The following is a 23,633-nucleotide window of genomic DNA, read 5'->3' on the forward strand; positions in this document are numbered from 1 at the left end:
CTTCTCCCCTTATTGGTAATGCTTAAAAGCTATTTTCATATTTTTTATTAAAAAATTTAGCTTTTAAAAATGCTGTGCCTTTCTTCCACCAATTTACTCCCTCTACATATACAATTGGTAGCTCTTTGACACGTTTCTTATCAATAACACCATTTTCAAATTGTTTTTCTAGCCAAACGTTAAAGATAATTTCACTTACACGTCCATAGAAACGTTGTTGGAAAGCATCCAAATTTTGCGTTCCCAGACGTTTTTCAAGTTCAAATAAGATATCAAATAACCATGTGCAATAGGCGTCTAACAAATCTTTTCTCATAATAACCATATTAAACATATATCCTGAAGTCTTATTTATTACCTTCTCATATGTATCAGCATATTCTGGATATTTTTCCCTAATAATATCGGAAGTTACATCTAACTGGTTTGAATAATGTGTATGCTTATAATGTGAATATAGAGTTTCAATATAATATCTTCTCTTTCTAGGTAATATCACATCATACTTATCTAGCATTGGTTCTAATTCAGCTTTTGTAACAAGCCAATTAAGCCTATCCTTACCATGATGATAATTCTTTCCACCAAAATGACGTCTATAATGAGCTAAGCCGATATATTCAGCATCTACATGCTTCCATGCCCAATATAAAGCTGTTAATTCACTATATCTATCATTTTTATCAGAAATATTATCTCCAACATTGTCTTTTTGATATCTTAAGTCTTTATCTTTATTCAATTCGGCACCTACATGAATTGGTAAATACAAATCATCCGTAGGCATTTTATATTTCTTGTGAGTAGCAATTACTACTTCTACCTTTTTTTCCAAGAGATTTCTCCTCACTTAGATATACAAATAATTAAATAAAATTTCACTAAGAAATCTATTCTGTAATCAATTTCATAAAATTAATTACTACCTTCACTACTATATCATAATATTAGCAAATTGTATTTAAAAAATTTTGTCATGGGTATTATTCTTTAAACTTTATTAAAGTCCATTTCACTAATTTCCATAAATTTAGTAGTATATAGATATTACGAAAGTGAGGTATTTTATGCGAAATTTTTTATCATTACTTGGTAAGATCTTCTTGTTTATTGTTTTTATCGTGTTATCACAGTTGCCATTGCTACTTATTGAAAGTCATTATTCAATGGGGATCATCGCGCCACTCGTTATCCTCTGTTATCTAATATTAATTGGAATCCTGCTTTATATCGTTAAACGCGTAAAAGGTGAATCACCGTTTAAAAAAATCACAGGGAAAAATGTTAGATTCATTCTTGCAGCTTATGTTGTTATGATTCTCGCTAAGGGTATTTTGTTGACTTTAATGACAAAAGTTTATCATCAAACAACAAGCGCTAATGATAAAGCTCTAAATGCTTTAGTCACTGATAGAACTGCTTTATTAATGACTATATTAGTTGTTGTTTTGGTTCCTATTACTGAAGAATTGCTTTATCGTGGTGTGTTTACGAGTTTCTTCTTTAAAAACCAGCCATTTTGGCAAGTAGCTATGAGTGGGGTTATCTTTGGTTTAATGCATTCTAGCACAAACTTCATCTCTGCTTTAGTTTACGTTACAATGGGATGGATTTTAGCTTATGTCTATGTACATACTCGAAATCTTTCTAACAGTTTAACCCTTCATATTTTAAATAACGCTCCGTTTATTGCAGTATTGTTCAATTAAAAATGAGGCTGGGACTCAAATCCCAACCTCATTTTTATTTATATAGTTCATATGGCACTTCGACATATTTTTCCTGACCTTCTTCTACTTCAACTTGTCCGTTCATTAAATCAACAATTGTCGCAGTAAAAGATTCAACTTCTGGCGTATCAACATAAACTACTGCCGTAACATCAGTCATAAATACCGTATCACTTACATTTACCTGATTATTTTCAAGATAGTTTTGCAATTTACCCCAGGCAGAGTAACTAACTTTTAATGATAATTCTGTCTGAACTACTTTTCTTACTACTCCAACATGTTCGATTGCATTAGAAGTCGCATTACTATAAGCTCTGATTAGACCACCAGCACCTAGCTTGATACCACCGAAATAGCGAGTAACTACTGCTGTGACATTATGCAATTCAAGATTCTTCAAAACTTCTAGAATTGGTACTCCTGCTGTCCCAGAAGGCTCACCATTATCACTTTCACGTTGAATTTCATCATTCAATCCAATCATATAAGCAAAACAATTATGTGTAGCCTTACGGTGTTTGGTCTTAATCTCATCTATAAACGCTCTGGCCTCTTCTTCCGTTTCAGTTCGAGCCAAAGAACAGATAAACTCTGATTTTTTTATTTCAATCGTTGCTTCGCCGTTTTCTTTAATTGTTAGATATGGTTTCTTCAAAATTGACTCCCTTTTCTAATAATTATTTTTTAGATATTCACGCACAGAAATCAAATCATCCAAAACAGCCACTGTCGTCTTTCTTTGTTCTTCTGTTGGTTGGATGATATCAGGAACCATGATTACTGGAATTTCAGCGTTATTAGCAGCCTTAATTCCATTAAATGAGTCTTCTATTACTATCGTCTTTTCTTTGGCAGGTGCCCCACTCTTCTTCCAAGCCTTGTTAAATATATCTGGTGCTGGTTTAGCCTCAGCTACATCATCTGCAGAAATAATCGTCTCAAAAGAAGCTGGATCAACATCTGTATGTTCTAAGAAAAATTCGATTTCACTCTTGTAGTTACTTGAAGCTAAAGTATAAGCAATGTCATTTGCTTGAAGATATTGTGATAGCTCTACGAAACCTGGTTTTAATTTCAATTCTCCTGCTTCAACTAAAGGATGAACATTTTCTTCACTAATACGCAAAAAGTCATCAATGAGTTGAGCATCGCCACCATAATCTTCAATCATTTGTGCTCTCATCGCATCTGTTCCAGCACCAATAAACTGCTTGTAATAAGCCAATGAGTAATCCATGCCAAGCTTATCAGCAGCTATTTGATTAGCTTCATAATAAACCTTTTCTGAATCAAAAATAACGCCGTCCATGTCAAATATTACTAAATCCAAATTCATAGTCCTACCCTTCCATGATTAATATCTAAAAGTTACTATTATCATTCTAACAAATTTCACTAGAAAGGTCGCAGGATATGTTCTATTCGTTATTTTTTACTGTCATCACGCAAGATAATTGCCAAAATTAATCCTACAATTTCCAAGATGCAGAAAAATCCAAAGGCATAGTGATAACCAATTATTTCACTTAATGTGTGTCCGCCAGCTACTATAATAATCATCGCCAAAGCTACCCCTAGACTACCTAACAACTGACGTACAGTCGTAGTTATCGCAGTTCCATGAGGAATCATATTTTCAGGAAGTGAGTTGGCTCCCATAGTTGTAGCTGGCATCATGACAAAGGCGTTACCTCCTTCAATGATACAGGCAATTAGGATCATTCCCAGTACATTTAGATGGTAGCTGAAGATAAATAGAATTGCCCAACCTACAACTAGCATTACCATACCTATCAACAGTGTAATTTTAAATCCTACTTTGTCAGCTAAACGACCGGAAACTAGATTCAAAATACTCAATAAAGCTGCTGGTGGAACTAATGCTAAACCTGACACTAACGGATTAACATGCAAAATTCGTTGATAATACAATGGATATACGATTGTTACTACAATCAATGAAATGTAAGCAAAACCTGTTAATAGAACGCCAATATCAAAGTTCGCTACTTTCAAAACTCGTAATTGAAGCAAGGGATCCTTAACTCTAAATTGACGCAAAATAAAGGCTATAAACAAGATTACACTAACAATTAAAATCAAATATAATGGCAAAGTTAACTGCTTAGTGCCTAATTCATTTACAAAATACAACAATCCGATAAAGCTAAGTGAATAGATAACGGAGATGAAGTCTAACTGGCTTTCTTTACGTTCCATTACATCGCGCATATTAAAGATCGCACTGACAAAGATTAACGCAATTACTAACAAGAAGAACCAGAATAAGCCTTGCCAACTAATATAATTTAAAATAATACCAGAAATAATTGGACCACAAGCTAAGGCTGATCCCATAACTAAACCAGCCAATCCCATGACTTCGGCGCGTCCTTCTTTAGCGGTTATCGTCATTAAGACTGATTGATAAGATGGAAATAAAATACCTACCGCAACTGCTTCTAGACCTCTCCCTAATAGAGCGATTGGAAAATTAGGAGCTAAAATAATCATTAATGTTCCTAATTCGAAGATTGCTAGTACCGTTAAGTACATTTTCTTAAAAGATAGATTCTTCAACAACCAAGGACTAACCGGCATCATGATACACATAATCAGCATAAAACCGGTTGTTAGCCATTGAATCGTTGGTGCATCTACATTGAAAAACTTCATTAAAGTAGGATAAGCTGTCGATAAAGAGGACTGACTAATCGACATGGTAAAAGTTCCTAACAATAAAGTAAATACAAAAGCTTTTCTTTGGGCTTTAGTCATCATACATTCTCAACTCTCTTCAATAAATTTTACACTATTATCATAGTTCTATTTAGAAATTTTGTAAATTAGTAATTTTGTAAATAAAATCTTTTTTATTCTTATTTTTAAATGTAAACGGTTCCCAAAGACGATAATTTTATGCTATAATTTATATGAATAGAATAGCTTTTTAAGGATGGTGATAATTATGAACGGTAAGACTTTACGATTATTATTTTCAGTTGGTATTATGGCTTTTGTCCTATTTTCTGGTTATCTGGGCGAGTACGATGCTAAAAAATACATCGATATTATCCTTCTAATCATCGCCTTGCTTATTATTCCTAGACCTAAGCTTTCTTTCAGATTATAATAAACACGTGGAAGTTGGATGTAGATTCAACTTCTTTTTTGTTATACTATCTTCTAAGAAAGAAGTGATCTACTATATGAACGAACTTACTAAATTATCCAAAATTAAAGCATATACTAAATCTAAGCTTGGAGCCGATAAAACTGGACATGGCTATGATCATATTAAACGCGTCGTAACTATGGCAAAAAAAATTCTAGAAAATGAATCTGCCGATAAGTTAGTTACACTAGCTGCAGCTTATTTACATGACACGATTGATGATAAACTTGTCTCTGATCCAAAATCTGCTTTGGCCGAACTTCAAGAATTTCTAGCATCTTTAGAATTTACTTCAGCACAAATTGAAGAAATTAGCTTTATCATCACACATATGTCTTTTGCACATTCACTACAAGATGATGACTTCCAACTTCCCCTATCCGGACAAATTGTACAAGATGCTGACTGGCTAGATGCGATTGGCGCAATTGGCATCACTCGAGCAATTTATTACGGTGGTCATCATGGCGAAAAAATCTATAATCCGGTATTAGCTCCACGCACCAATATGACTAGAGAAGAATACCGTAACCTCGATGATGAAACTATCATTAACCACTTCTACGAAAAACTCTTGAAGTTAAAAGATATGTTAAATACTCCAACTGCTAAGAAGATTGCGGAGCATCGCCAACAAGTCATGCTTGATTTTCTAACAGAATTTAAAAATGAATGGAATTCTCTTGCTTAAAATCCTTGCCTTAGAGTCTACTCCAAGGTGTAAACTTTAGACAGTAAGAATTATAGATGAGGTAATTACTATGAATATCAAAAAAGTTAGTGAACAGTTAGAGATCACCCCTGATACTATCCGCTATTACGAACGCATTGGACTTGTTCCACCTATTAATCGCAACAAAAATGGTGTACGTGATTTTACCGACTTAGACATCCAAAGACTAGACTTCATCAAATGCATGCGTCATGCTGGTTTATCTATCGAAAGCCTCCACGAATACATGCATCTTTATTCGTTGAATGACGATCGTACCATTCCAGCACGTAAAAGAATCTTAGAAGAAGAAGCTGAAAAATTAGATGAAAGAATTGCTAGTCTTCAAGAAACTAGAGCCTATTTGCAACATAAGATTAATGTCTATGACTCACAACTTACCCAAGCAACAAATGATTTGAAACTATCGGAAGAGTAACAAATACCCCATGAAATCCAGCCGATTCCATGGGGTATTTCTCTATCATTTACGTTTATGTTTTACTACTGTGAAGAAGTGGAGTGTGATTGCTAATAAAATAAAGAATATCAAGACAAAGGAAATATAATTTGTCCAAAAGCTAAGTGCTTGTCCTAATAATTTTAATATTCCTGCTTGAATTACCATTGTTATTAATGCCATCGCTGCTACAATAAAGAACAATTCAATATAACGTTTCAAGGTTTGGTCATCCTTTCTCTGTGTTCGATTAATCTTGTTGCCTAATTTTTCTAGCTCTGTCTGCTTTTTATCAGTTAATTGTTTTAAACCATAAGTCGCAGTTTGAACCCCTTCACCTAATTTAATTAGGCCAGCTGTTGTCATCGCCTTATCCATTGTTCTAAAAGCTGAGTCTGTCATTCCAGTTAGCATATTTTCTGCTTTACCTACGTAACAGTTCGTCAATGTAACATAATGCTTGTGTGCGAATTCTGGAATAGGATGTGGATCACCTTTTCGATCAAAACGTAAAACTTCTTGTCTAATACAGTCTAAAAAGTTCTTCATTACTCCAGATAGTCCACCCCAGTAAGTAGGAGCTGCTAGAACCCATACATCAGCTGCCTTGAGCTTTTCAATTATTAAGTCTAATGTTGGATTATCTTCACCTGGAACACGTGGCTTAATTTGATAGTCATTCAAGTTAAGTAACTCTACTTCATTTGAAGCTTCAACTCCATTAAGAACTGCATCTAGCATCATTCTAGTAACTCCATTACTCTTGTGTGAGCCTAAAATACCTAGTACTTTCAAAAAAATCACGTCCTATTAATGTTACTTTTTTCATTATAACACTAATTAGACGTGATCTTTTTAATTTATCCTATACCCAATGATTGATTGGTCCGAATTTATGACCTACTGCAATTTCATTTTTAATTGCATCATGAGTATATTTTTTAGCTATTTTAATTGCTTCTTCAATGCTTGCTCCTTTGGCAAGTTCTGCAGCTATACATGCTGAGTAAGTATCGCCAGTTCCATTGATATGTTCTGTATCGATATACTCATCTTCTAACCAGAAATTCTTACCATCTTCGAGCAAAACATAATCTTTAACAATTTCAGAGTCACCATTATGTTCACCCTTAATAACTACATTTTTGGCACCCATAGCTTGTAACTTTTTAGCTGTTTCAATAATTTCATCTTCATTTTGGAGTTCAGACTCTACTAACTTTTGTGCTTCATAGAAGTTAGGTGTAATCACAGTTGCCAATGGAATCAATTCATCGCGCACTGTCTCATATGCTTCTTGTTCCAGTAACATCGCTCCATGCTTGGTAATAATAACTGGATCAACAATTAGTGGTCCAAAATCGTATTTTTTATAACTTTCAATTACAGAATGAATCGTCTTAGTATCTGTCAACATGCCGGTTTTAGTCGCCAAAATTTTAAAATCATCTGCAATTGCCTTAAACTCTGCTTTGATAAAATCAACTGGTAAAGCATGACTAGCATGGATTCCATAAGAATTCCCCGCAACTGCGGCTGTTAAAATTGAAGTACCATATACTTTACGAGCCAAAAAAGTATTCATGTCTGCTTGCATTCCTGCAGATCCATCTGAATCAGAACCAGCAATTGTCATTACTTGCGGATATTCATTTACCATTGGAAAATCCCCTTTCCTCTAAAAGAAAAGCCAACAAGAATTACTTCTCATTGGCATCAACTTCACTTATTAATACGTATTATCATTACTACGTAAGTTTAACCTTGAAACTGCACGTAAAACTAAGAATCCTACGATTGAATATACAATCCATGTAAGAATATTCTTAGGTACTCGAACAGTTAACAAAGCCATAATAGGTGCTTTGTACATAATATGAATCCAAAGAGTTGTAAAGAAAATATTCGTAACTAGAGTTTGAACAAACTCATAAATGAACAATCTTCTCAATGTTATCTCTTGGTTATACAAAAATGCTCCGGCGATTATTCCAGAAATAATTGCACTAAAAGTAAATCCGATAAAGAAATTACCACCCGTTGAAAAAACACTGTTAGTAAGAATATCACTTATTGCCATTGCTACACCTGTCAACCATGGGCCTAAATAGTAACCCATTAACATTGTAGCGATAAAGCCAAATGAAAACTTAACTAGATTGTCAGGTCCAATTGAAAGCTTAGATAAGACAATCTGCATCGCAATTAAAATTGCCGCCATTGCTATCGTCCGGGCGGTTAATTTCGGACTTTTCCATGATAATAGTGTCATAATAGACATCTCCCTAATAATTTTTTAGGGTAGAGACAAGCACCATTGATATTAAATTATTGATGGTGAATGCGGAAACCAAACGCTAAGTCATATCAGACTTAATCTACTAATGTTCACATTCCGTTCCATTAGTCCGTTACGCAAGGATTCCTACCCCTTAGGTCCTAACTATACCACGAAATACATCTAATTCCTAGTATCTATATCCGAACATTACTAAAAACATGAATTTATTTTTATAATCTAGAAGCGGACATTCTTTCCTTAACGATGGCAGCCCCATAAAATAGTGCTTCGATAACTGTAATAAAGAAACTTACTGGCCAGTCTGTAACAAAACTTAGATATAAACCTAACCAGATTCCGACTAATACAAAAATAAAAGTTAGACCGATCATTTTCCAAAGTGTATGTGCAAAGTACTTAGCGGCAGAAGCAGGAATTGTTAATAAAACAAAGATCAACAAAGCTCCTACGATTTGAGCTGTGATACTGATAGTTAGTGCTAATAACAACAAAAATACAATCGAAACAATCTGATTATATCTTTGATTATATTCAGCACCTTGGGAATCAAAAGAATTATATGCTAGTCTTCTGAAAAGTGCACTGACGACGACTAACAAAATGACACTTAGTCCAATTAAAGTGTACAAATTGTTAATATCAATTCCTACAATACTTCCAAATAAGATGCTAGTTGCATAACTTGCTTGCTTATCGGACAAAGATAAAAATAAGATACCTAACCCTAAGAATAGGCCGGAGAACACTGAAATAGATGCTTCTCGTCTACCTACCTTTTCTCCAGATAATCCGACAAAAATAGCAGATGTCATCGTAAATATTAGCATCCCTGTCAATGGAGAAATACCTGCAAAAACTCCAAATGCTGCTCCTGAAAATCCGATTTCAGATAATGTATGCGTGAAAAAAGAAGTTTGACGTGCAACCACAAAGACTCCCATCACACAAGAAATTAAGGCAATAAAAATCCCTGCAATAAATGCATAACGCATAAAATCATAATCAAACACGATATCTCGCCTCTCTCTTCATCAATTTACCTGATTTATTTTCTAAATGTAATTCATAATCTGCATAATCTTCTATTAACTCTGCGTCGTGTGTAATAAATAATACTGTAATTCCATGAATTGGCATCAATTTTTTTAAAAGTCGCATCAGTTCATGTTTAGATGATTGATCTAAATTAGCAGTCGCCTCATCTAAGATCAATAATTTGGGATCTGAACATAACGCTTGTGCTAAGTATGTTCTTTGTTTTTCACCACCAGAACATTTACCTAGTGGATTTTTAGCTAGATTTTCTAGTTTTGTTTCTTTTAAAATCTGTTTTAATTTATCATTCATTACTACTGTATTCCATGGTAATAATCGATGCTTAAAACCCAGTGATACAAAATCCTTAATTGCTAAAGGATAATCTTCATCAATATTTCTGATTTGTGGCATATAGAAAGCTTCATCACGTTCAATAGTAAATTTAACAAAATGGTTATGCGAATTAGTTTTTAAATCACGTAATAAGTGCTTAACTAATGTTGTTTTTCCAACACCATTTTCTCCAGTTATACATGTTAAAGCCCCTCTAGGAATATCAAAGGCTAAATTTTCAAATAAACGACGATCAGGCAAATCTATATTCAGACCATCAACTGAAACTATATTTTCCATAATTACTTCCTGTCTTCTTGAATTTTTAGAACTTGTTCATATTCTGAACTCATCCACTGTAAGTAATCCTTTCCCTTAGGTGTTGTTTCAGTCACTTTTATAACTGGAACATCATACTTTTGACATAGACTAACAATACTTGAAATTACTTTACTATCAGATTGAGTATTTTCTACAAAAAATGCTATCTTTTTATGTTTAATATCATTTTGTAATTTCTTAATATCACTATAGGAAGGATCGCTACCATCTTCTGTAGCTTTAGCAAAATGTCTATTAGCAATCTTATATCCCATATCTTTTAAAGCATAATCAAAAACAGGTTCACTTACTGCAACTTCCTTATTATCACTATTTTTCTTAATCTTTGCAATTAAAGTTTGTAATTTAGTTAATTTTTGTTTATATTTTTCTGCATTCTTTTTATAGTAAGTTTCATTTTTAGGATCTAGCTTCGCATATTCCTTAACTAAATAATCTGCAAGCTTACCCATTGTTTTTGAGTTATACCATAAATGTTCGTTATCCCCATCCTTAGCATGCATTACGTCTGTCGCAACATCTATCTTCTTTTTGCCATTACTAAGTTTTGTTATCCATGAATCATATCCTAATCCATTATAAATAACAATATTTGCATTTGAAACTTGCTTAGCTGTTTGTGTAGTTGGCTCATAATCATGTGGATCTACACTAGGGTTATTAATAATTGAAGTTACTTTCCCTTTATTGCCCAAAACTTCTTCTGCAACTTGTCCATAAAAATCTGTCGTTGTTACAACTTTTATTTTATCTGCTCTAACATTACTAGGTAGGAAGAATAAGCATAATGCAATTATTCCTAAACTTAAACTTAGTATTTTTTTCAAAAAAATCACTCTTTCTTATATAGTAATCATTACTTTTTATATCCTAATAAAATAAAATTAACTTGTCAACTGCTTGAAATAGCAGCATTTCGGCTTATTACGATTTAGAAATTCTAATTTACTATTATTTGGGGATTTTTTATTTCTACATTACGATTTAAAAATTTTGAAAAATATATAAAAAACAGCATTTATAGCTATTTACTAACTACAAATGCTGTTAAATTAATCATTATTTTTGAATTGATCCTGCTAATTCAATTAGAGAATTAATGTTAGAACCCTTTATAGTATATACTGCCTTACCACTGTTCCATTCAATCTTTTGATTGCCAGAACCAGAACCTGCTGTAAAGCTCGCTGCACCTCTAGACTCAGGAGCTGGTAAGTAAGCATTATTTAATAAAGCGACTACCTTTCGACCTGTAGGAACAGGATCTTTACCGGCTGTACCATGAATTGTTACTGACCATTTACCAGAATTCCAATGCAGATATCTTTGTCCAGCACCAGAATTCAATGTAGCATTTACATTTCCACTTAATGGAACCTTAGGTAGACCCATTTCTGACTCGCCTGAAATGTAATTTACAGCTTGTTCAGCTTCTTCTTCAGAACCATAAGTTTTCTTGGAAAATGTTATATATGATACTTTATCTTTTAAACTAGGATCATTGAAATTCTTTCCTTCTGTATCTTTGATATAGTAAACCGTAAAATTATTACCATCGCCAGTATAGTAGGCATTTACCACACCACTACTAATCCCTGCTTTAGTTGGCACTAAGGCATCTTTTCCTAAAAAGTACTTCAATGCTCCAGCAATTTGAGCCATTCTTTGGGTATTATTATCCCCTGTAACTTTGGCTTGTTGTGGACCAGATTGACTTGAAGAACTAACTTCACTACTAGAACTTTCAGAGCTTGATGAGCTTGAAGATGAAGAACTTTCACTACTTTGTTCTGTCTTTTTGGATTCTTTAGACACATTTGACTTTTGTGTCGTTTTCGTCTCAGATGAACTTGATTTTTTATTATTTTCATTGCCACAAGCAGCTAAAGTTAATGCCACCAATATAGCCATGAATATTTTGATACTTTTCTTCATAAAAAACACTCCCGTTTTTCCTTAAAGGACTTCTCAATATCTATGATACCTTGTCAGAAACTATTTTTAAAGCAAACTATTAACAGAGTTTTTATAATTCTTAATGTTTAAACCAAAAATTAGTGTTACACTGTACATATGAAAAAATATAAAATACCTTTGCTTTTCTTGGGAGCGAGTATTTTTATTTCATGGACATGTGCCCAGTTTACGACAATTACCTATACTGGAGTACTCATCAGACCAAGATTTCCAACTACTTTAAGCCATTTTTCGCTTCTACTAGCAGCAATTTCTTGGCTTTACATATTTATTCGTTCGCATAGTAAAAGTAAATAATGAAAAAAGAGGCATACTACATCTAGTATGTCTCTTTTTTGCTTGAAATAATCTTACAATATCTTATTATTTTTTAGTTTTAATATTAATTTTGACTATTTCTTCTAAAATCTGCTGGACTAATAAAGTTCAACTTCTTCTTTAGGTACCAACGAATACCATAGGCAACAACTGCAAGTACTGCATAAGCTAGTGGTGGAAGAACAACGTTAATTGTTGGTGGGATAATTGCAACAATACCGAATGCAGCTACCCATACTACCATTAAGATTGCGATCATAAAGATAATGTTTAACCAACCACGACGTTTACTTTGGCCTGGCATCATCGCACGGTAGAAATAACCTAAACCAACACCAGCAACAATAGATGTAACAATCAATGTGATTATTCCACCATTTGCTGCATTTTGATTGCTCTTAGAGAACATACCTAAGAAAGCGTACATGATGCAGAATAAAGCTAACATCATCAATCCATTATCAAGTGATAATTCCCATAAAGTAGGCATCTTAGGTTCTTTCTTAGGACCAGCAAGAATTGCTTCAACCTTTTCATTAACTGTTCCATATAACTTGTTAGCTACAACGCCTTGCTTTTGTTTTTCCATCAATTCATTGTACATTTCACTAACAACTTTTTCACGTTCTGCATAATTCTTTTCAGCTAACGCCTTATTTAAATGGAACATGTAGTCTTGATTACGCTTTGTTAAACCTTCAAATTTTTCATTGAATTCCATGATTTGTTTATTCTTTTGTTGAGAAACTGCTTCAGCTTGTTTCTTGGCAGCTTCTTGATTCTTTTCACGAACTGTTTTTTCTTCAGCCATCTATTTAAAAATCTTCCCTTCTTACGCTATTAGACGTTAAATCTAAATTCGATAATATCACCGTCTTGAACTTCGTATTCCTTACCTTCAAGACGCAATCTACCAGCTTCTTTAACAGCTTGCATACTGCCGTACTTATCTAAATCATCGAAAGAAACGGTTTCTGCACGAATAAATCCACGTTCAAAGTCAGAGTGGATAACCCCTGCAACTTGAGGTGCTTTCATACCACGCTTAAATGTCCATGCACGAGTTTCTTTACCACCAGCAGTGAAGAATGTTGCTAGACCCAATAACTTGTAAGAAGCACGAATTAAACGGTCTAAACCTGATTCTTCTACACCTTCAGCTTCTAAGAATTCTTGCTTTTCATCATCAGGAAGTTCAGCAATTTCTTCTTCAGTTCTTGCAGATACAGCTAATGCTTGAGAACCTTCATCTTCTGCGAACTTCTTAACTTGTTGGTAGTATTCGCTTTGTTCTGGATCTGCCATATCTTCTTCGGCAATATTTGCCACATATAATACTGGCTTAGAAGTCAATAAGAATAAGCCCTTAACAATCTTCTTTTCTTCATCGTTGAATTCAATACTACGAACTGGCTTACCTTCTTCAAGAACTGGCTTAATTTTTTGTAAAACTGCAAATTCAGCCACAGCATCTTTATCCTTAGTACGAGCAACTTTTTCTACTCTAGCATAACGTTTATTTACAGATTCCAAGTCAGCTAAAGTTAATTCCATATTGATAGTATCAATATCTTCCAAAGGATCAACTTTGTTTGCCACGTGTGTAATATTATCATCGTCAAAAGCACGTACCACATGAACAATCGCATCTACTTGACGGATATTTTCCAAGAACTTGTTTCCTAAACCTTCACCCTTGCTAGCACCTTTTACGATTCCCGCAATATCAGTAAATTCAAAAGTTGTATGTACAATCTTCTTAGCAGGAATAATTTCGTCAATTCTTGCTAAACGACTATCTGGTACTTCAACCATCCCTACATTAGGATCTATTGTAGCAAATGGATAGTTTGCCATTTCTGCTCCTGCTTTTGTAATTGCGTTAAACAATGTTGATTTACCAACGTTAGGTAAGCCAACAATACCTGCTGTTAATGCCATTTCTTAAATCACTCTTTCTAATTATTTTCTTGTTCTGCTTTTTCTAGAACTTTTTTCATACGTTTTTCAAAGTCTCGTCTAGTCATCATAATCAGACGACCACAACCAGTACACTTAATTTTAATATCTGCACCCATTCGCACAATTTCCCAGCGGTTTACCCCACATGGATGTTTCTTTTTCATTTCAACAATATCATGTAAATCGTACATCGCCCTCATCCTCTCACTAGTCTAACTTAATTTTTAAAATATCCATAATTCGATTGAAGTCATCAATACTTAAATAATCAATTTCAATCTTTCCCTTACCACTCTTAGCATTAGCTTTAACGGCAACTTTAGTTCCAAATTTTTCTTGAAGTAAGTTTTCTGTTTGCTTAATGTAAGGTTCATATGGATTAGTTTGTTTCTTAGCTTTCTTTGGCTTTTTACCATTAATTTGTGCTACTAACTGTTCTAATTGTCTAACAGTTAGGCCTTCCTTAACAGTTTTTTCAGCCAATTCCATTAATTTTTCTTTATCTTTAACTGCTAATAAAGTACGAGCTTGTCCCATCGATAAGCTTCCATCTTGTAGCATTAGTTTTACTTTACCTGGTAAACCTAATAATCTCAAATAATTAGCAATATATGGACGAGATTTTCCTAGTCGCTCTGATACTTGAGTTTGAGTTAAATTCAATTTTTCCATCAAAGTGTTATAGGCTTCTGCTTCTTCTAGTGGTGTTAAGTCTTCTCGTTGAAGATTTTCTAACACTGCCACTTCCATCATTTGTTCTTCGTTAAATTCACGAATTATTGCTGGAATCTCTGTCTTTTTAGCTAACTTAGATGCACGATAGCGACGTTCACCAGCAATGATTTCATATCCTTTAACTGAAGATTTACGCACAATAATTGGTTGGAAAACTCCAGATTTCTTGATCGATTTTGCTAGTTCTTCTAATGCCTCTTCATTAAAAGTCTTACGTGGTTGATAGGGATTAGGTCTAATCTCACTAATTTCGAGTTCTACCACTTGTTCATCTGGTTGTTGTTCTTCTTTAGATTCTTGGAATAAAGCATCGATTCCTCGTCCTAGTCCTTTAGATCTACTTGCCATGAGCTTTTAACACCTCCTTGGCTAATGCTTCATATTCTTCCGCACCTCGTGATCTAGGATCATAATCAATGATTGACATGCCATGACTAGGTGCTTCTGATAATCTAACATTTCTTGGAATAACTGTTTTATATACCTTTTCTTTGAAGAATTTCTTTACTTCTTCAACAACTTGATTACCTAGATTAGTTCTTGCATCCAACATTGTCATTAATACACCTTCAATTTGTAAATCAGGATTGAAGTGTTTTTGAACAAGTTGAATAGTATTCATCAATTGGCTCAATCCTTCCAAAGCGTAATATTCACTTTGAACTGGAATTAAAATTGAATCACTGGCTGTAAAAGCATTGATTGTTAATAGTCCTAAAGAAGGTGGGCAATCAATTAAAATAAAGTCATACTCTTCTTTAACATCTTGGACTGCGTCATACAATTTCTTTTCACGAGCCATTTGTGCTGTTAGCTCTATTTCTGCTCCGGCTAACTGAATTGTTGCCGGCACAACATCCAAATTATCGATATAAGTAGGCATAATTGCTTCTCTAATCGGCAATTCACTAACAATCACATCATACACATCATTTTCAATATTGTGTTTTCTTACACCAATACCACTTGTTGCGTTTCCCTGGGCATCAGTATCAATTAACAATACTTTTTGTCCTGCTCTAGCTAAACAAGCACCCAAGTTAACACTTGTGGTTGTTTTACCAACGCCACCTTTTTGGTTAGCAATTGCGATAACTGTTCCCATTAAACTCTGGTGCCTCCTTATTTCTTCTTTGATTTAACTGGAATATCGATAATGATCCGGTGAAATTCACCATGATCTTCTTCACTAGTTTTTAATTCGATTCCATTTTCACTTGCCAGTTTAATTGACTCTTTGATTGTATTTTCGGCTAAGCGCCAATCTAATGCTGTTCCTTTGCGATTAGTCTTCTTTTTCTCTTTTTTAACAGGTGGAGTCTTCAACTGAGCTACAATCTTTTCAGTTTCTTTAACAGATAATTTCTTATCTATAATCTTTTTTAGGATTTCTACTTGCTTCTTTTCTGGTAAAGAAACAATACTTCTACCATGTCGTTCACTGATTTTTCTTTGTAAAATAGCTCTTTGTACTAATGGAGATAACTTTAATAACCTTAATTTATTAGCTACAAAAGCTTGGCTCTTTCCAATTGCTCGTGCCAATTCTAACTGTGTAAGTTGATTTAAATCCATCAATTTTCGATAGGATTCAGCTTCTTCAATTGCAGTTAACCCTTCACGTTGTAGATTTTCAATAACTGCCATTGAAGCAGCTTCTTTTTCGTCCATTTTCTTCACAATTGCTGGAATTTTTTGCCAATTTAACTTTTTAATCGCACGATAACGTCTTTCCCCCGCAATAATCTGATACTTATTGTCACCAACTGGCCTAACAATAATTGGTTGTAACAAGCCATGAGATTGGATAGTTTCAGCTAATTCAGCGATACTTTCTTCAGAAAAAACTTGTCTTGGCTGATCTTCATTAACTTCTACTTGTTCAATTGGTAATTCTTGAACCTTTTCTTGTGTATCGTCTTCTACTTTCTCTTCTTTTTTAGACTTAAAAAATGAAAATGCCATCCCAAATCACTCCTTTTTTGCGATTAATCTTTATTCAATCGGAGATTTCGCTGGTGTTCCTGCTTTTCTAGGGTACTTTTTAGGGGTTTCTTTCTCTTTTGCAACAACAATAATATGACGTTCATCATGAATTTGTGGTAATTCTGTAGCGTAATCTGCTATTACTTTTCCACCTAAAACTTCGATTGCTTTTTGAGCATTCTTCAACTCTTCATCTGATTTTTGTGCTTTCAAAGCTATAAATCTTCCACCAATTTTAGCTAGTGGTAAGCATAATTCTGATAATACAGACATTCTAGCCACTGCTCTAGCTGTTACAAGATCATAGCGTTCGCGGTGAACACTTCGTTTACCACCAAATTCTTCAGCACGTGCATGATGAAAATGAACATCTTGTAAATTTAGTTTTTGAGTTAATTCTTGTAAAAATTTAATTCTCTTATTTAATGAATCAACTATTGTAATCTTCAATTGTGGAAATGCTATTTTGACTGGCAAAGATGGGAACCCTGCTCCTGCTCCGACATCGCATAAACTCAACTCTTCTGTTTGTAAATCCTTTACTGTCAAAGCTAATAATAAAGAATCATAGAAATGTTTTAGATACACTTCATTTTTTTCAGTGATTGCTGTTAAATTCAAATTTTTGTTGGTTTCAACTAAAAATTCATAATACAGCTCAAACTGTTGCATTTGTTCATCTGTTAGATTCAATCCTTGTTCTGCTAAACTTTGACGGAATTCTTCTGGTGTCATTAAATTACTCCTTGCAAAATTTTGTGAAACACAGCATCGCTGACATGTTTCACATATCAAGTTAAGTTTAATTTATTTGTTCTAAAATTACAACCGTTATCGCAAATGCTTGCAAAAAAATAGTAGAAAACTATCTTCACGATAATTCTCTACCATTCTTTCTTATTTTAAGCTATCTAAATGTTCTTTAATATAGTTAGCGGATTGTTCTAATTTTGCTTTTTCTTCATCAGTAAGCACTAAAGGTACTACCTTTTCTACACCCTTAGCACCAACTATTGCTGGATATCCAACGTATGTTCCAACTTCTTCAACATATGTTGATACAGGTCCAAAGAAATGAGCATTTGATAATACTGCTTGTGCTAACTTAACGCCACATGTTGCAATTGCGTAAGATGTGTATCCTTTTCCGTTAGCTACCTTAAAGCCACCTTCTGCTGGTTTCTTACCTAATTCTTCTAATTCTTCTTCTGTAAAGAATTCAGTGATTGGCTTGTTATTAACTCTAACTGTTGACCATGCTACAAATTGAGAATTACCGTGTTCACCTAAGACAAAACCTTCTACATTGCGTCCATCTTGTCCTAAAGCATCACCAACTACATGTTGCATTCTTGCTGTATCTAAGAATGTACCTGTACCTAACACTTGGTTACGTGGTAATCCTGTTGTTTCTTGAAGGATAGAAGTAACTGCGTCACAAGGATTAGAAATATCAATAATAACACCACTAAAACCAGATTCCTTAATCTTCTTACCTACTTCTACTGCATTCTTAGTGTTAATTTCGAACTCTGCAAAACGATTTCCAGTTCTAACACTTGCATCAATGTCACCAAAGGCTGTGATAATTACATCAACATCCTTTAATTCAGCATAATCTTGTGTCTTTATTTCTACATGGTAAGGTAGACGAGGCATTGCATCCTCAAAATCTAGTTTTTCAGCAACTACTTTTTTCTCATTTGTATCAATTAATACAAGCTCATCAGCAATTCCTTGAGAAACTAAAGTATAAGCAACTGTTGCTCCTACATGTCCTAAACCAATTACTGCCATTTTCCTCATAGAAATCTATCCTTCCTAATCATTATTTAATTTTATTATTATCAATATAGTACAACTTTTTCAATCTCATTTCTATATATAAATGCTATAATTTATAGAAAATGTCTAAAGGTTGTGGTAGTTATCTTTCATTCATTTAAAAACTTTAAGCATGGTATTTTTACGCTATGTTTATTAATTAATTTAATTGCTTGGATAGGCTTGTTTCTATTTAGAATCTTCTCAACTTTTCTTTTAGAACGGGCTGCTGTTCCATTAATTTCTTTTACCAATATAACTAATATTATTATTAAACATCCATTTGTAGCCACTGGGTTAGTAATAGAATTTATTGTTTTCTTACTATTAACTTTTTGGCTAGCTACTATTGCCATTATTGGCTTTAAAATGCTGCTTACAGAGAGTTTTAATTGGGATACTCTTTTTCAAAAGTCATTAGAAGTACTTGGTAGATATCATTTGTTAGGTGGAATTATTACTGGAGTTTATTTACTAGGTTTTTTGCCATTTTTACACTTTTTATTTAAAACACCTTGGCTAAGCAATCTAACTTTAACTTCTATGGTGACTGAATTTGTATCCAGGAATCCCATTACTTTAGTTGGTGGGCAGCTACTTTATATATGTTTGCTGTATTTTTTAATTAGATTTTACCTTGTCTTACCCCTCATGGTTTTGGAAAATGAAGGTATTCTTTCCTCTTTAAAAATAAGTTGGCAAACCACAAGTACTAAGAATTTCTGGAAAAAGTTCTGGCTAGCTCTTATCAAAGTTTTCCTTATTGCTTGGAGTGGATATCTAGTAATATTATTATTTCAAGTTATAGCCGATTGGATTTTACCAACATATAATTTACTAGCTATTAATTATGCTTTATTTAGTCTTTGGGGCATCGTTAGTTTGGGCATAAGTATAACTCTGGCTTATACAGAAGTTCAGATTACTAATCCGCGAAGAACATTCTTATTAGAATTTTTACTAATAGCTATCACCTTCACTTTGAGCTTTGCAACAGGAAAGGTTTTATTCAATCACCCTATTAATCCTGTGACAATTGCTCATAGAGGTGTTAATCAGAAAAACGGTGTGCCTAATACACTTGAATCACTAAAAAAGACGATTAAGTATCATCCTGATTACATCGAAATGGATGTTCATATGACTAAAGATAATAAATTCATTGTCTTGCACGATAACAATTTAAAAAAACTAGCTGGTATTAAGGCTCATCCTGAAGATTTAACTCTAGCTGAACTTAAAAAGCTTAATGTTACAGCTAATAATCACAAGACGAAATTAACTGATTTTGACACATATCTCAAATATGCAAATCAGCATCATCAAAAGTTGTTAATTGAGTTAAAAACTACTCCTAACAACGCTACTGATTTCGCTAATATTTTTGCTAAGAGATACTACGCTAATATCATTGAAAATCATCATCAACTCCACACTTTAGATTTTCAAACTTTGATGATTTTACAAAATGATATTCCGAAGGGAAATTTAAATTATCTAATGCCATATAACTTAACTATTCCCGAAGAAAACATTCATGCATATGGCATGCGTTATTCAACTTTATCACCTGATTTTGTGGCAATTAATCGGCAGAAACATAAATTAGTCTATGCTTGGACCCCTAATTCCAGATTAGCCATTAATAAAGCTTTGAGTTTAGGTGTCAATGGCATTGTTACTGATAATGTTTCTCAACTACATGTTGCCATTAAAGAAGCTCAACATTGGAGCGACGCTGAAAGATTATTACAAGTTTTGCTATATAGCTAAAAAGCAGTTTGCTTGAGATTTTAGGATTTTTTAGTCCTAATCTACTCAAGAAACTGCTTTTTGTATTATTTAGTTAATCGTTTCTTACCTTCTACTATGAGCAAAATCAAAATAGAAAATAGAATTACTACTACCCATTCTAATAGTGACATCGCCGTCACTTTAAATGCTACTTGCATAAATGGTGTGTATGTTAGGAATAATTGGAATAAGATCATTAATCCAATTATCCACCAAGCATGCTTATTTTCTAAGATAGCTTTACCTAGTGCAAAATCATCTGTTCGAATGCTAAAGAAGTAAAAAATCTTACTTATGACAATCATGTTAACCATCATTGTAGAGGCACTGATCTCACTGACTCCCATACTGATGAACCACTCATAAGCAATTAAGGCAAAACCTGCCATTAGAGCTGCAACAAATCCCATTTGTCTAATTTCACTCATATTCATTAACTTTTGTGACAATGAACGTGGTTTTCTATCCATCAAATCACTTTCTGCTTCTTCAAAAACAAAAGCAAATTGAATTGTAATTGCTGAAATCAAGTTGATCCACAGTAATTGTGCAGGTTGTAGCGGTACTTGTTGTCCTGTCAGGATTGAAAAAGCTACCACTAACCCTTCAGCAAAAGACGTTGGTAATAGGAAGAGAATACTTTTCTTGATATTATCGTAAATCCTACGTCCTTCTTTGATAACAGTTGCCATTGTTGCGAAGTTGTCATCTGCCAAAATCATATCAGCAGCATCTTTAGCCACATCAGTACCTTTTATCCCCATCGCAATTCCAATATCTGCTTTTTTCAAGGCAGGTGCGTCATTTACACCATCACCTGTCATTGCGGTTACTTTCTTCTTTTCTTGTAAAGACGTAATAATTTCTAGCTTATTTTGAGGAGTAGTTCTAGCAAAAACTTGATTTTCAAGTGCTGCCTTCTGCTTTTCTTCCTTAGTTAAAGCATCCCATTGTTGCCCAGTTATTGCTTTAATCTTACCTTTAGTTAAACCTAATTGCTTTCCAATCGCTCGAGCTGTCTCAGGATGGTCACCAGTTATCATCTTAACTGCAACACCAGCTTGATTCATCTTTTGAAGAGCTACCACTACTTCTTCTCTTGGTGGATCTTGTAAAGCTGCCATTCCTAGCCATGTGATTCCTTGGTACAAATCTTGATGGGTTACTTCTGATAATTTCTTACCTTTCACTTCTTGGTAACCCACAGCAATCACTCGTTTACCTGCTTTAGACCAAGTTGCTGCTCGATCTATCCATAGTTTTGTCTCAAAATTATTATCAGCTATTTGCGCCATTTCCAATAATTTATCTGGTGATCCTTTTACAAATATCATTTGTTGACCAGCATCGTTTTCTACCAATTTCGCAATATAACGATAGTCTGAATCAAATGGTAATAAATCTACTTCATGGTATGGACTCTTGGCATTCTTACCTTTTAATTTATGGTATAAAGTTAAGAAAGCTCCGTCAGTCGCTTCACCATTTATCTGCCACTTACCATCATGTTCAGATAAGATTGTATCATTTGCTTGATAGCCAGCTTCAATAAACTGTTCAATCTTATCAGTCATAGTTACTTCTTTCTTGTCCTGTAGAAGTTTACCTAAAGGCTCATACCCACTACCTGTTACTTGATATTTCTGATTTCCTACCCATAAATCGGTAACTGTCATTTCATTTTTAGTTAAAGTACCAGTTTTATCTGTGGCGATAATATCTACTGAACCTAGAGTTTCAACTGCTGGCATCGATTTAATAATAGTCTTATGTTCACGAGCCATTTTACTTACACCAAAAGCCAGAATCACAGAAGTAGTTGCTGGTAACCCTTCTGGAATAGCACCTACTAACATCGCTACAACTGCTAAAGCTAGTGCTGGCAAGGCATATATCTTCAACATGAACCCTATTACAAAGATGATGATCGATGCGATAATTGAAATATATGATACAACCTTACCAACGCCATCAATTTCCTTAATTAATGGTGTTTTAGTTGATTTTATTTGTGAAACTTCACGAGAGATTTTACCAATTTCAGTATCATTAGCTGTTGCTACAACGATACCTAGACCACTACCTGTTGTTACAGCAGTTGAAGCATATGCCATATTAGTACGTTCAGCTAGTGGAATATTTTCTTCACTTAAAGCAACGTCACTTTTAGTTACAGAATTAGTTTCACCAGTTAAAGCTGACTCTTCTATCCTTAAATTATCTGCTTCTACAATTCTCAAGTCTGCTGGAACATTATCTCCAGCTTCTAAAAACACGATATCCCCTTTAACTAAATCAGCTGCTGCAATATCTTTACGTATTCCATCGCGATAAACTGTTGCTTTTTGAGCCATTAAATTCTTAATTTTAGCTAAAGCATTAGCAGCACTAGTCTCTTGGAAATATCCTATCAAGGAATTAATAACCACTACCGCAATAATCACGATTGCATCTGTATAGTGTTTGATAAAAAGTGTCAACAGTGCCGACAACAATAGAATATATATAACTACATTATTGAATTGTCGTAAAAATAATTTCCATTTGGGAGTCTGCTTCACTTCTAAAGTATTAGGTCCATCTGCATTTAATCTCTCTAATGCTTCCTTTGAAGTCAATCCTTGCTTGAAATTATTATTTTTATAAACGTTAGATAATTCTTCTTTCTTTATCTGATATGGTTCTTTCATAAGTTTTCCTTTCCTAATTTATGTCTTAAATCTTGCAAAACAAAAATAGTTAGGAAATTATTCACGCTTACAATACACAAAACCAAAATTTAAATTTTTTACTTTCTTTAACCTTCTTTCTTAAAATATTTTACAGTTATACTATATCATTTTTTTATCAGTAAAAATTACACTTATAAATTTCTTAATAAATAATCAACTTATTTTTAAAATGGTATAATCATCTTGTCAACTACCCCAGTCTAAAGACAT

25 protein-coding genes and 1 riboswitch are annotated in these 23,633 nt (G+C 33.7%); of the genes, 5 read left to right on the top strand and 20 right to left on the bottom strand.

The window, feature by feature from the left end; all coding sequences use genetic code 11:
* Positions 1 to 22 precede the first annotated feature (22 nt).
* Entirely contained in the window at positions 23 to 835 is an 813-nt protein-coding gene (locus FC55_RS07265) for a DUF4422 domain-containing protein (protein WP_035150146.1), read from the bottom strand.
* A 232-nt stretch (positions 836 to 1,067) separates the two neighbouring features.
* Between FC55_RS07265 and FC55_RS07270 the strand changes: the two genes are divergently transcribed.
* Positions 1,068 to 1,709, top strand: coding sequence for a CPBP family intramembrane glutamic endopeptidase (locus FC55_RS07270; RefSeq protein ID WP_003701097.1), 642 nt, complete (start codon positions 1,068 to 1,070; stop codon positions 1,707 to 1,709).
* A 34-nt stretch (positions 1,710 to 1,743) separates the two neighbouring features.
* On the opposite strand, the gene FC55_RS07275 is transcribed toward FC55_RS07270, so the two are convergent.
* The 3 genes from FC55_RS07275 to FC55_RS07285 all read right to left on the bottom strand — a co-directional run bounded on the left by FC55_RS07275 (position 1,744) and on the right by FC55_RS07285 (position 4,514).
* Complete coding sequence (locus FC55_RS07275; protein WP_003701096.1) at positions 1,744 to 2,388, bottom strand: YigZ family protein; 645 nt, start codon at positions 2,386 to 2,388, stop codon at positions 1,744 to 1,746.
* Positions 2,389 to 2,403: 15 nt separating this feature from the next.
* Positions 2,404 to 3,069 carry an HAD family hydrolase gene (locus tag FC55_RS07280; RefSeq protein ID WP_003701095.1) on the bottom strand — a complete coding sequence of 222 codons (666 nt, stop codon included), beginning with the start codon at positions 3,067 to 3,069 and terminating at the stop codon, positions 2,404 to 2,406.
* Positions 3,070 to 3,158: 89 nt separating this feature from the next.
* Positions 3,159 to 4,514: an MDR family MFS transporter gene (locus FC55_RS07285; RefSeq protein WP_003701094.1), complete on the bottom strand. Its 1,356-nt coding sequence runs from the start codon at positions 4,512 to 4,514 to the stop codon at positions 3,159 to 3,161.
* A 187-nt stretch (positions 4,515 to 4,701) separates the two neighbouring features.
* Between FC55_RS07285 and FC55_RS10035 the strand changes: the two genes are divergently transcribed.
* The 3 genes from FC55_RS10035 to FC55_RS07300 all read left to right on the top strand — a co-directional run bounded on the left by FC55_RS10035 (position 4,702) and on the right by FC55_RS07300 (position 6,059).
* On the top strand, positions 4,702 to 4,866 hold the full coding sequence (locus tag FC55_RS10035) for a hypothetical protein (protein ID WP_003701093.1): 165 nt from the start codon (positions 4,702 to 4,704) through the stop codon (positions 4,864 to 4,866).
* Between the two features lie 76 nt (positions 4,867 to 4,942).
* Positions 4,943 to 5,599, top strand: coding sequence for an HD domain-containing protein (locus FC55_RS07295; RefSeq protein WP_003701092.1), 657 nt, complete (start codon positions 4,943 to 4,945; stop codon positions 5,597 to 5,599).
* 70 nt (positions 5,600 to 5,669) lie between these two features.
* Entirely contained in the window at positions 5,670 to 6,059 is a 390-nt protein-coding gene (locus tag FC55_RS07300; protein WP_003701091.1) for a MerR family transcriptional regulator, read from the top strand.
* A gap of 45 nt (positions 6,060 to 6,104) precedes the next feature.
* Here FC55_RS07300 and FC55_RS07305 read toward each other — a convergent pair whose 3' ends face one another.
* From FC55_RS07305 to FC55_RS07375, 15 genes are all read right to left on the bottom strand, one after another.
* The gene (locus FC55_RS07305; RefSeq protein ID WP_003701090.1) at positions 6,105 to 6,884 is read right to left on the bottom strand and encodes a flavodoxin family protein; all 780 of its coding nucleotides are present in this window, start codon (positions 6,882 to 6,884) and stop codon (positions 6,105 to 6,107) included.
* Between the two features lie 61 nt (positions 6,885 to 6,945).
* Positions 6,946 to 7,740: a bifunctional hydroxymethylpyrimidine kinase/phosphomethylpyrimidine kinase gene (gene thiD, locus FC55_RS07310; protein WP_003701089.1), complete on the bottom strand. Its 795-nt coding sequence runs from the start codon at positions 7,738 to 7,740 to the stop codon at positions 6,946 to 6,948.
* Between the two features lie 69 nt (positions 7,741 to 7,809).
* On the bottom strand, positions 7,810 to 8,352 hold the full coding sequence (locus FC55_RS07315) for a folate family ECF transporter S component (protein WP_003701088.1): 543 nt from the start codon (positions 8,350 to 8,352) through the stop codon (positions 7,810 to 7,812).
* A 61-nt stretch (positions 8,353 to 8,413) separates the two neighbouring features.
* Positions 8,414 to 8,515: riboswitch (THF riboswitch) on the bottom strand.
* 76 nt (positions 8,516 to 8,591) lie between these two features.
* Positions 8,592 to 9,392, bottom strand: a complete 801-nt coding sequence (locus FC55_RS07320; RefSeq protein WP_003701087.1) for a metal ABC transporter permease — start codon at positions 9,390 to 9,392, stop codon at positions 8,592 to 8,594.
* Positions 9,385 to 10,053 carry an ATP-binding cassette domain-containing protein gene (locus tag FC55_RS07325; protein ID WP_003701086.1) on the bottom strand — a complete coding sequence of 223 codons (669 nt, stop codon included), beginning with the start codon at positions 10,051 to 10,053 and terminating at the stop codon, positions 9,385 to 9,387. Before FC55_RS07325 ends, FC55_RS07320 begins: the two co-directional genes overlap by 8 nt.
* Before the next feature lie 2 nt (positions 10,054 to 10,055).
* A complete protein-coding gene (locus FC55_RS07330; RefSeq protein WP_035150141.1) occupies positions 10,056 to 10,922 on the bottom strand; it encodes a metal ABC transporter solute-binding protein in 867 nt (288 codons plus the stop codon).
* A 232-nt stretch (positions 10,923 to 11,154) separates the two neighbouring features.
* The gene (locus FC55_RS07335; protein WP_003701084.1) at positions 11,155 to 12,030 is read right to left on the bottom strand and encodes a hypothetical protein; all 876 of its coding nucleotides are present in this window, start codon (positions 12,028 to 12,030) and stop codon (positions 11,155 to 11,157) included.
* 424 nt (positions 12,031 to 12,454) lie between these two features.
* The gene (locus tag FC55_RS07340; protein ID WP_003701083.1) at positions 12,455 to 13,201 is read right to left on the bottom strand and encodes a DUF1129 domain-containing protein; all 747 of its coding nucleotides are present in this window, start codon (positions 13,199 to 13,201) and stop codon (positions 12,455 to 12,457) included.
* 29 nt (positions 13,202 to 13,230) lie between these two features.
* Positions 13,231 to 14,331: a redox-regulated ATPase YchF gene (gene ychF / locus FC55_RS07345; RefSeq protein WP_003701082.1), complete on the bottom strand. Its 1,101-nt coding sequence runs from the start codon at positions 14,329 to 14,331 to the stop codon at positions 13,231 to 13,233.
* 17 nt (positions 14,332 to 14,348) lie between these two features.
* The gene (locus tag FC55_RS07350; RefSeq protein ID WP_003704318.1) at positions 14,349 to 14,543 is read right to left on the bottom strand and encodes a DUF951 domain-containing protein; all 195 of its coding nucleotides are present in this window, start codon (positions 14,541 to 14,543) and stop codon (positions 14,349 to 14,351) included.
* Positions 14,544 to 14,559: 16 nt separating this feature from the next.
* A complete protein-coding gene (locus FC55_RS07355) occupies positions 14,560 to 15,435 on the bottom strand; it encodes a ParB/RepB/Spo0J family partition protein (RefSeq protein WP_003701080.1) in 876 nt (291 codons plus the stop codon).
* Positions 15,425 to 16,192, bottom strand: a complete 768-nt coding sequence (locus FC55_RS07360) for a ParA family protein (RefSeq protein ID WP_003701079.1) — start codon at positions 16,190 to 16,192, stop codon at positions 15,425 to 15,427. Before FC55_RS07360 ends, FC55_RS07355 begins: the two co-directional genes overlap by 11 nt.
* Positions 16,193 to 16,209: 17 nt before the next feature.
* Positions 16,210 to 17,052 carry a nucleoid occlusion protein gene (gene noc / locus FC55_RS07365; protein ID WP_003701078.1) on the bottom strand — a complete coding sequence of 281 codons (843 nt, stop codon included), beginning with the start codon at positions 17,050 to 17,052 and terminating at the stop codon, positions 16,210 to 16,212.
* A 30-nt stretch (positions 17,053 to 17,082) separates the two neighbouring features.
* Positions 17,083 to 17,808: a 16S rRNA (guanine(527)-N(7))-methyltransferase RsmG gene (rsmG, locus tag FC55_RS07370; protein ID WP_003701077.1), complete on the bottom strand. Its 726-nt coding sequence runs from the start codon at positions 17,806 to 17,808 to the stop codon at positions 17,083 to 17,085.
* A 162-nt stretch (positions 17,809 to 17,970) separates the two neighbouring features.
* The gene (locus FC55_RS07375; protein WP_003701076.1) at positions 17,971 to 18,879 is read right to left on the bottom strand and encodes an L-lactate dehydrogenase; all 909 of its coding nucleotides are present in this window, start codon (positions 18,877 to 18,879) and stop codon (positions 17,971 to 17,973) included.
* Between the two features lie 114 nt (positions 18,880 to 18,993).
* Here FC55_RS07375 and FC55_RS07380 point away from each other — a divergent pair, with 114 nt between their 5' ends.
* A complete protein-coding gene (locus FC55_RS07380; protein ID WP_035150137.1) occupies positions 18,994 to 20,670 on the top strand; it encodes a glycerophosphodiester phosphodiesterase in 1,677 nt (558 codons plus the stop codon).
* A 65-nt stretch (positions 20,671 to 20,735) separates the two neighbouring features.
* On the opposite strand, the gene FC55_RS07385 is transcribed toward FC55_RS07380, so the two are convergent.
* Positions 20,736 to 23,381, bottom strand: coding sequence for an HAD-IC family P-type ATPase (locus FC55_RS07385; RefSeq protein ID WP_003701070.1), 2,646 nt, complete (start codon positions 23,379 to 23,381; stop codon positions 20,736 to 20,738).
* Positions 23,382 to 23,633 lie beyond the last annotated feature (252 nt).

It is taken from the genome of Ligilactobacillus salivarius DSM 20555 = ATCC 11741, from assembly GCF_001435955.1.
Classification (GTDB): domain Bacteria; phylum Bacillota; class Bacilli; order Lactobacillales; family Lactobacillaceae; genus Ligilactobacillus; species Ligilactobacillus salivarius.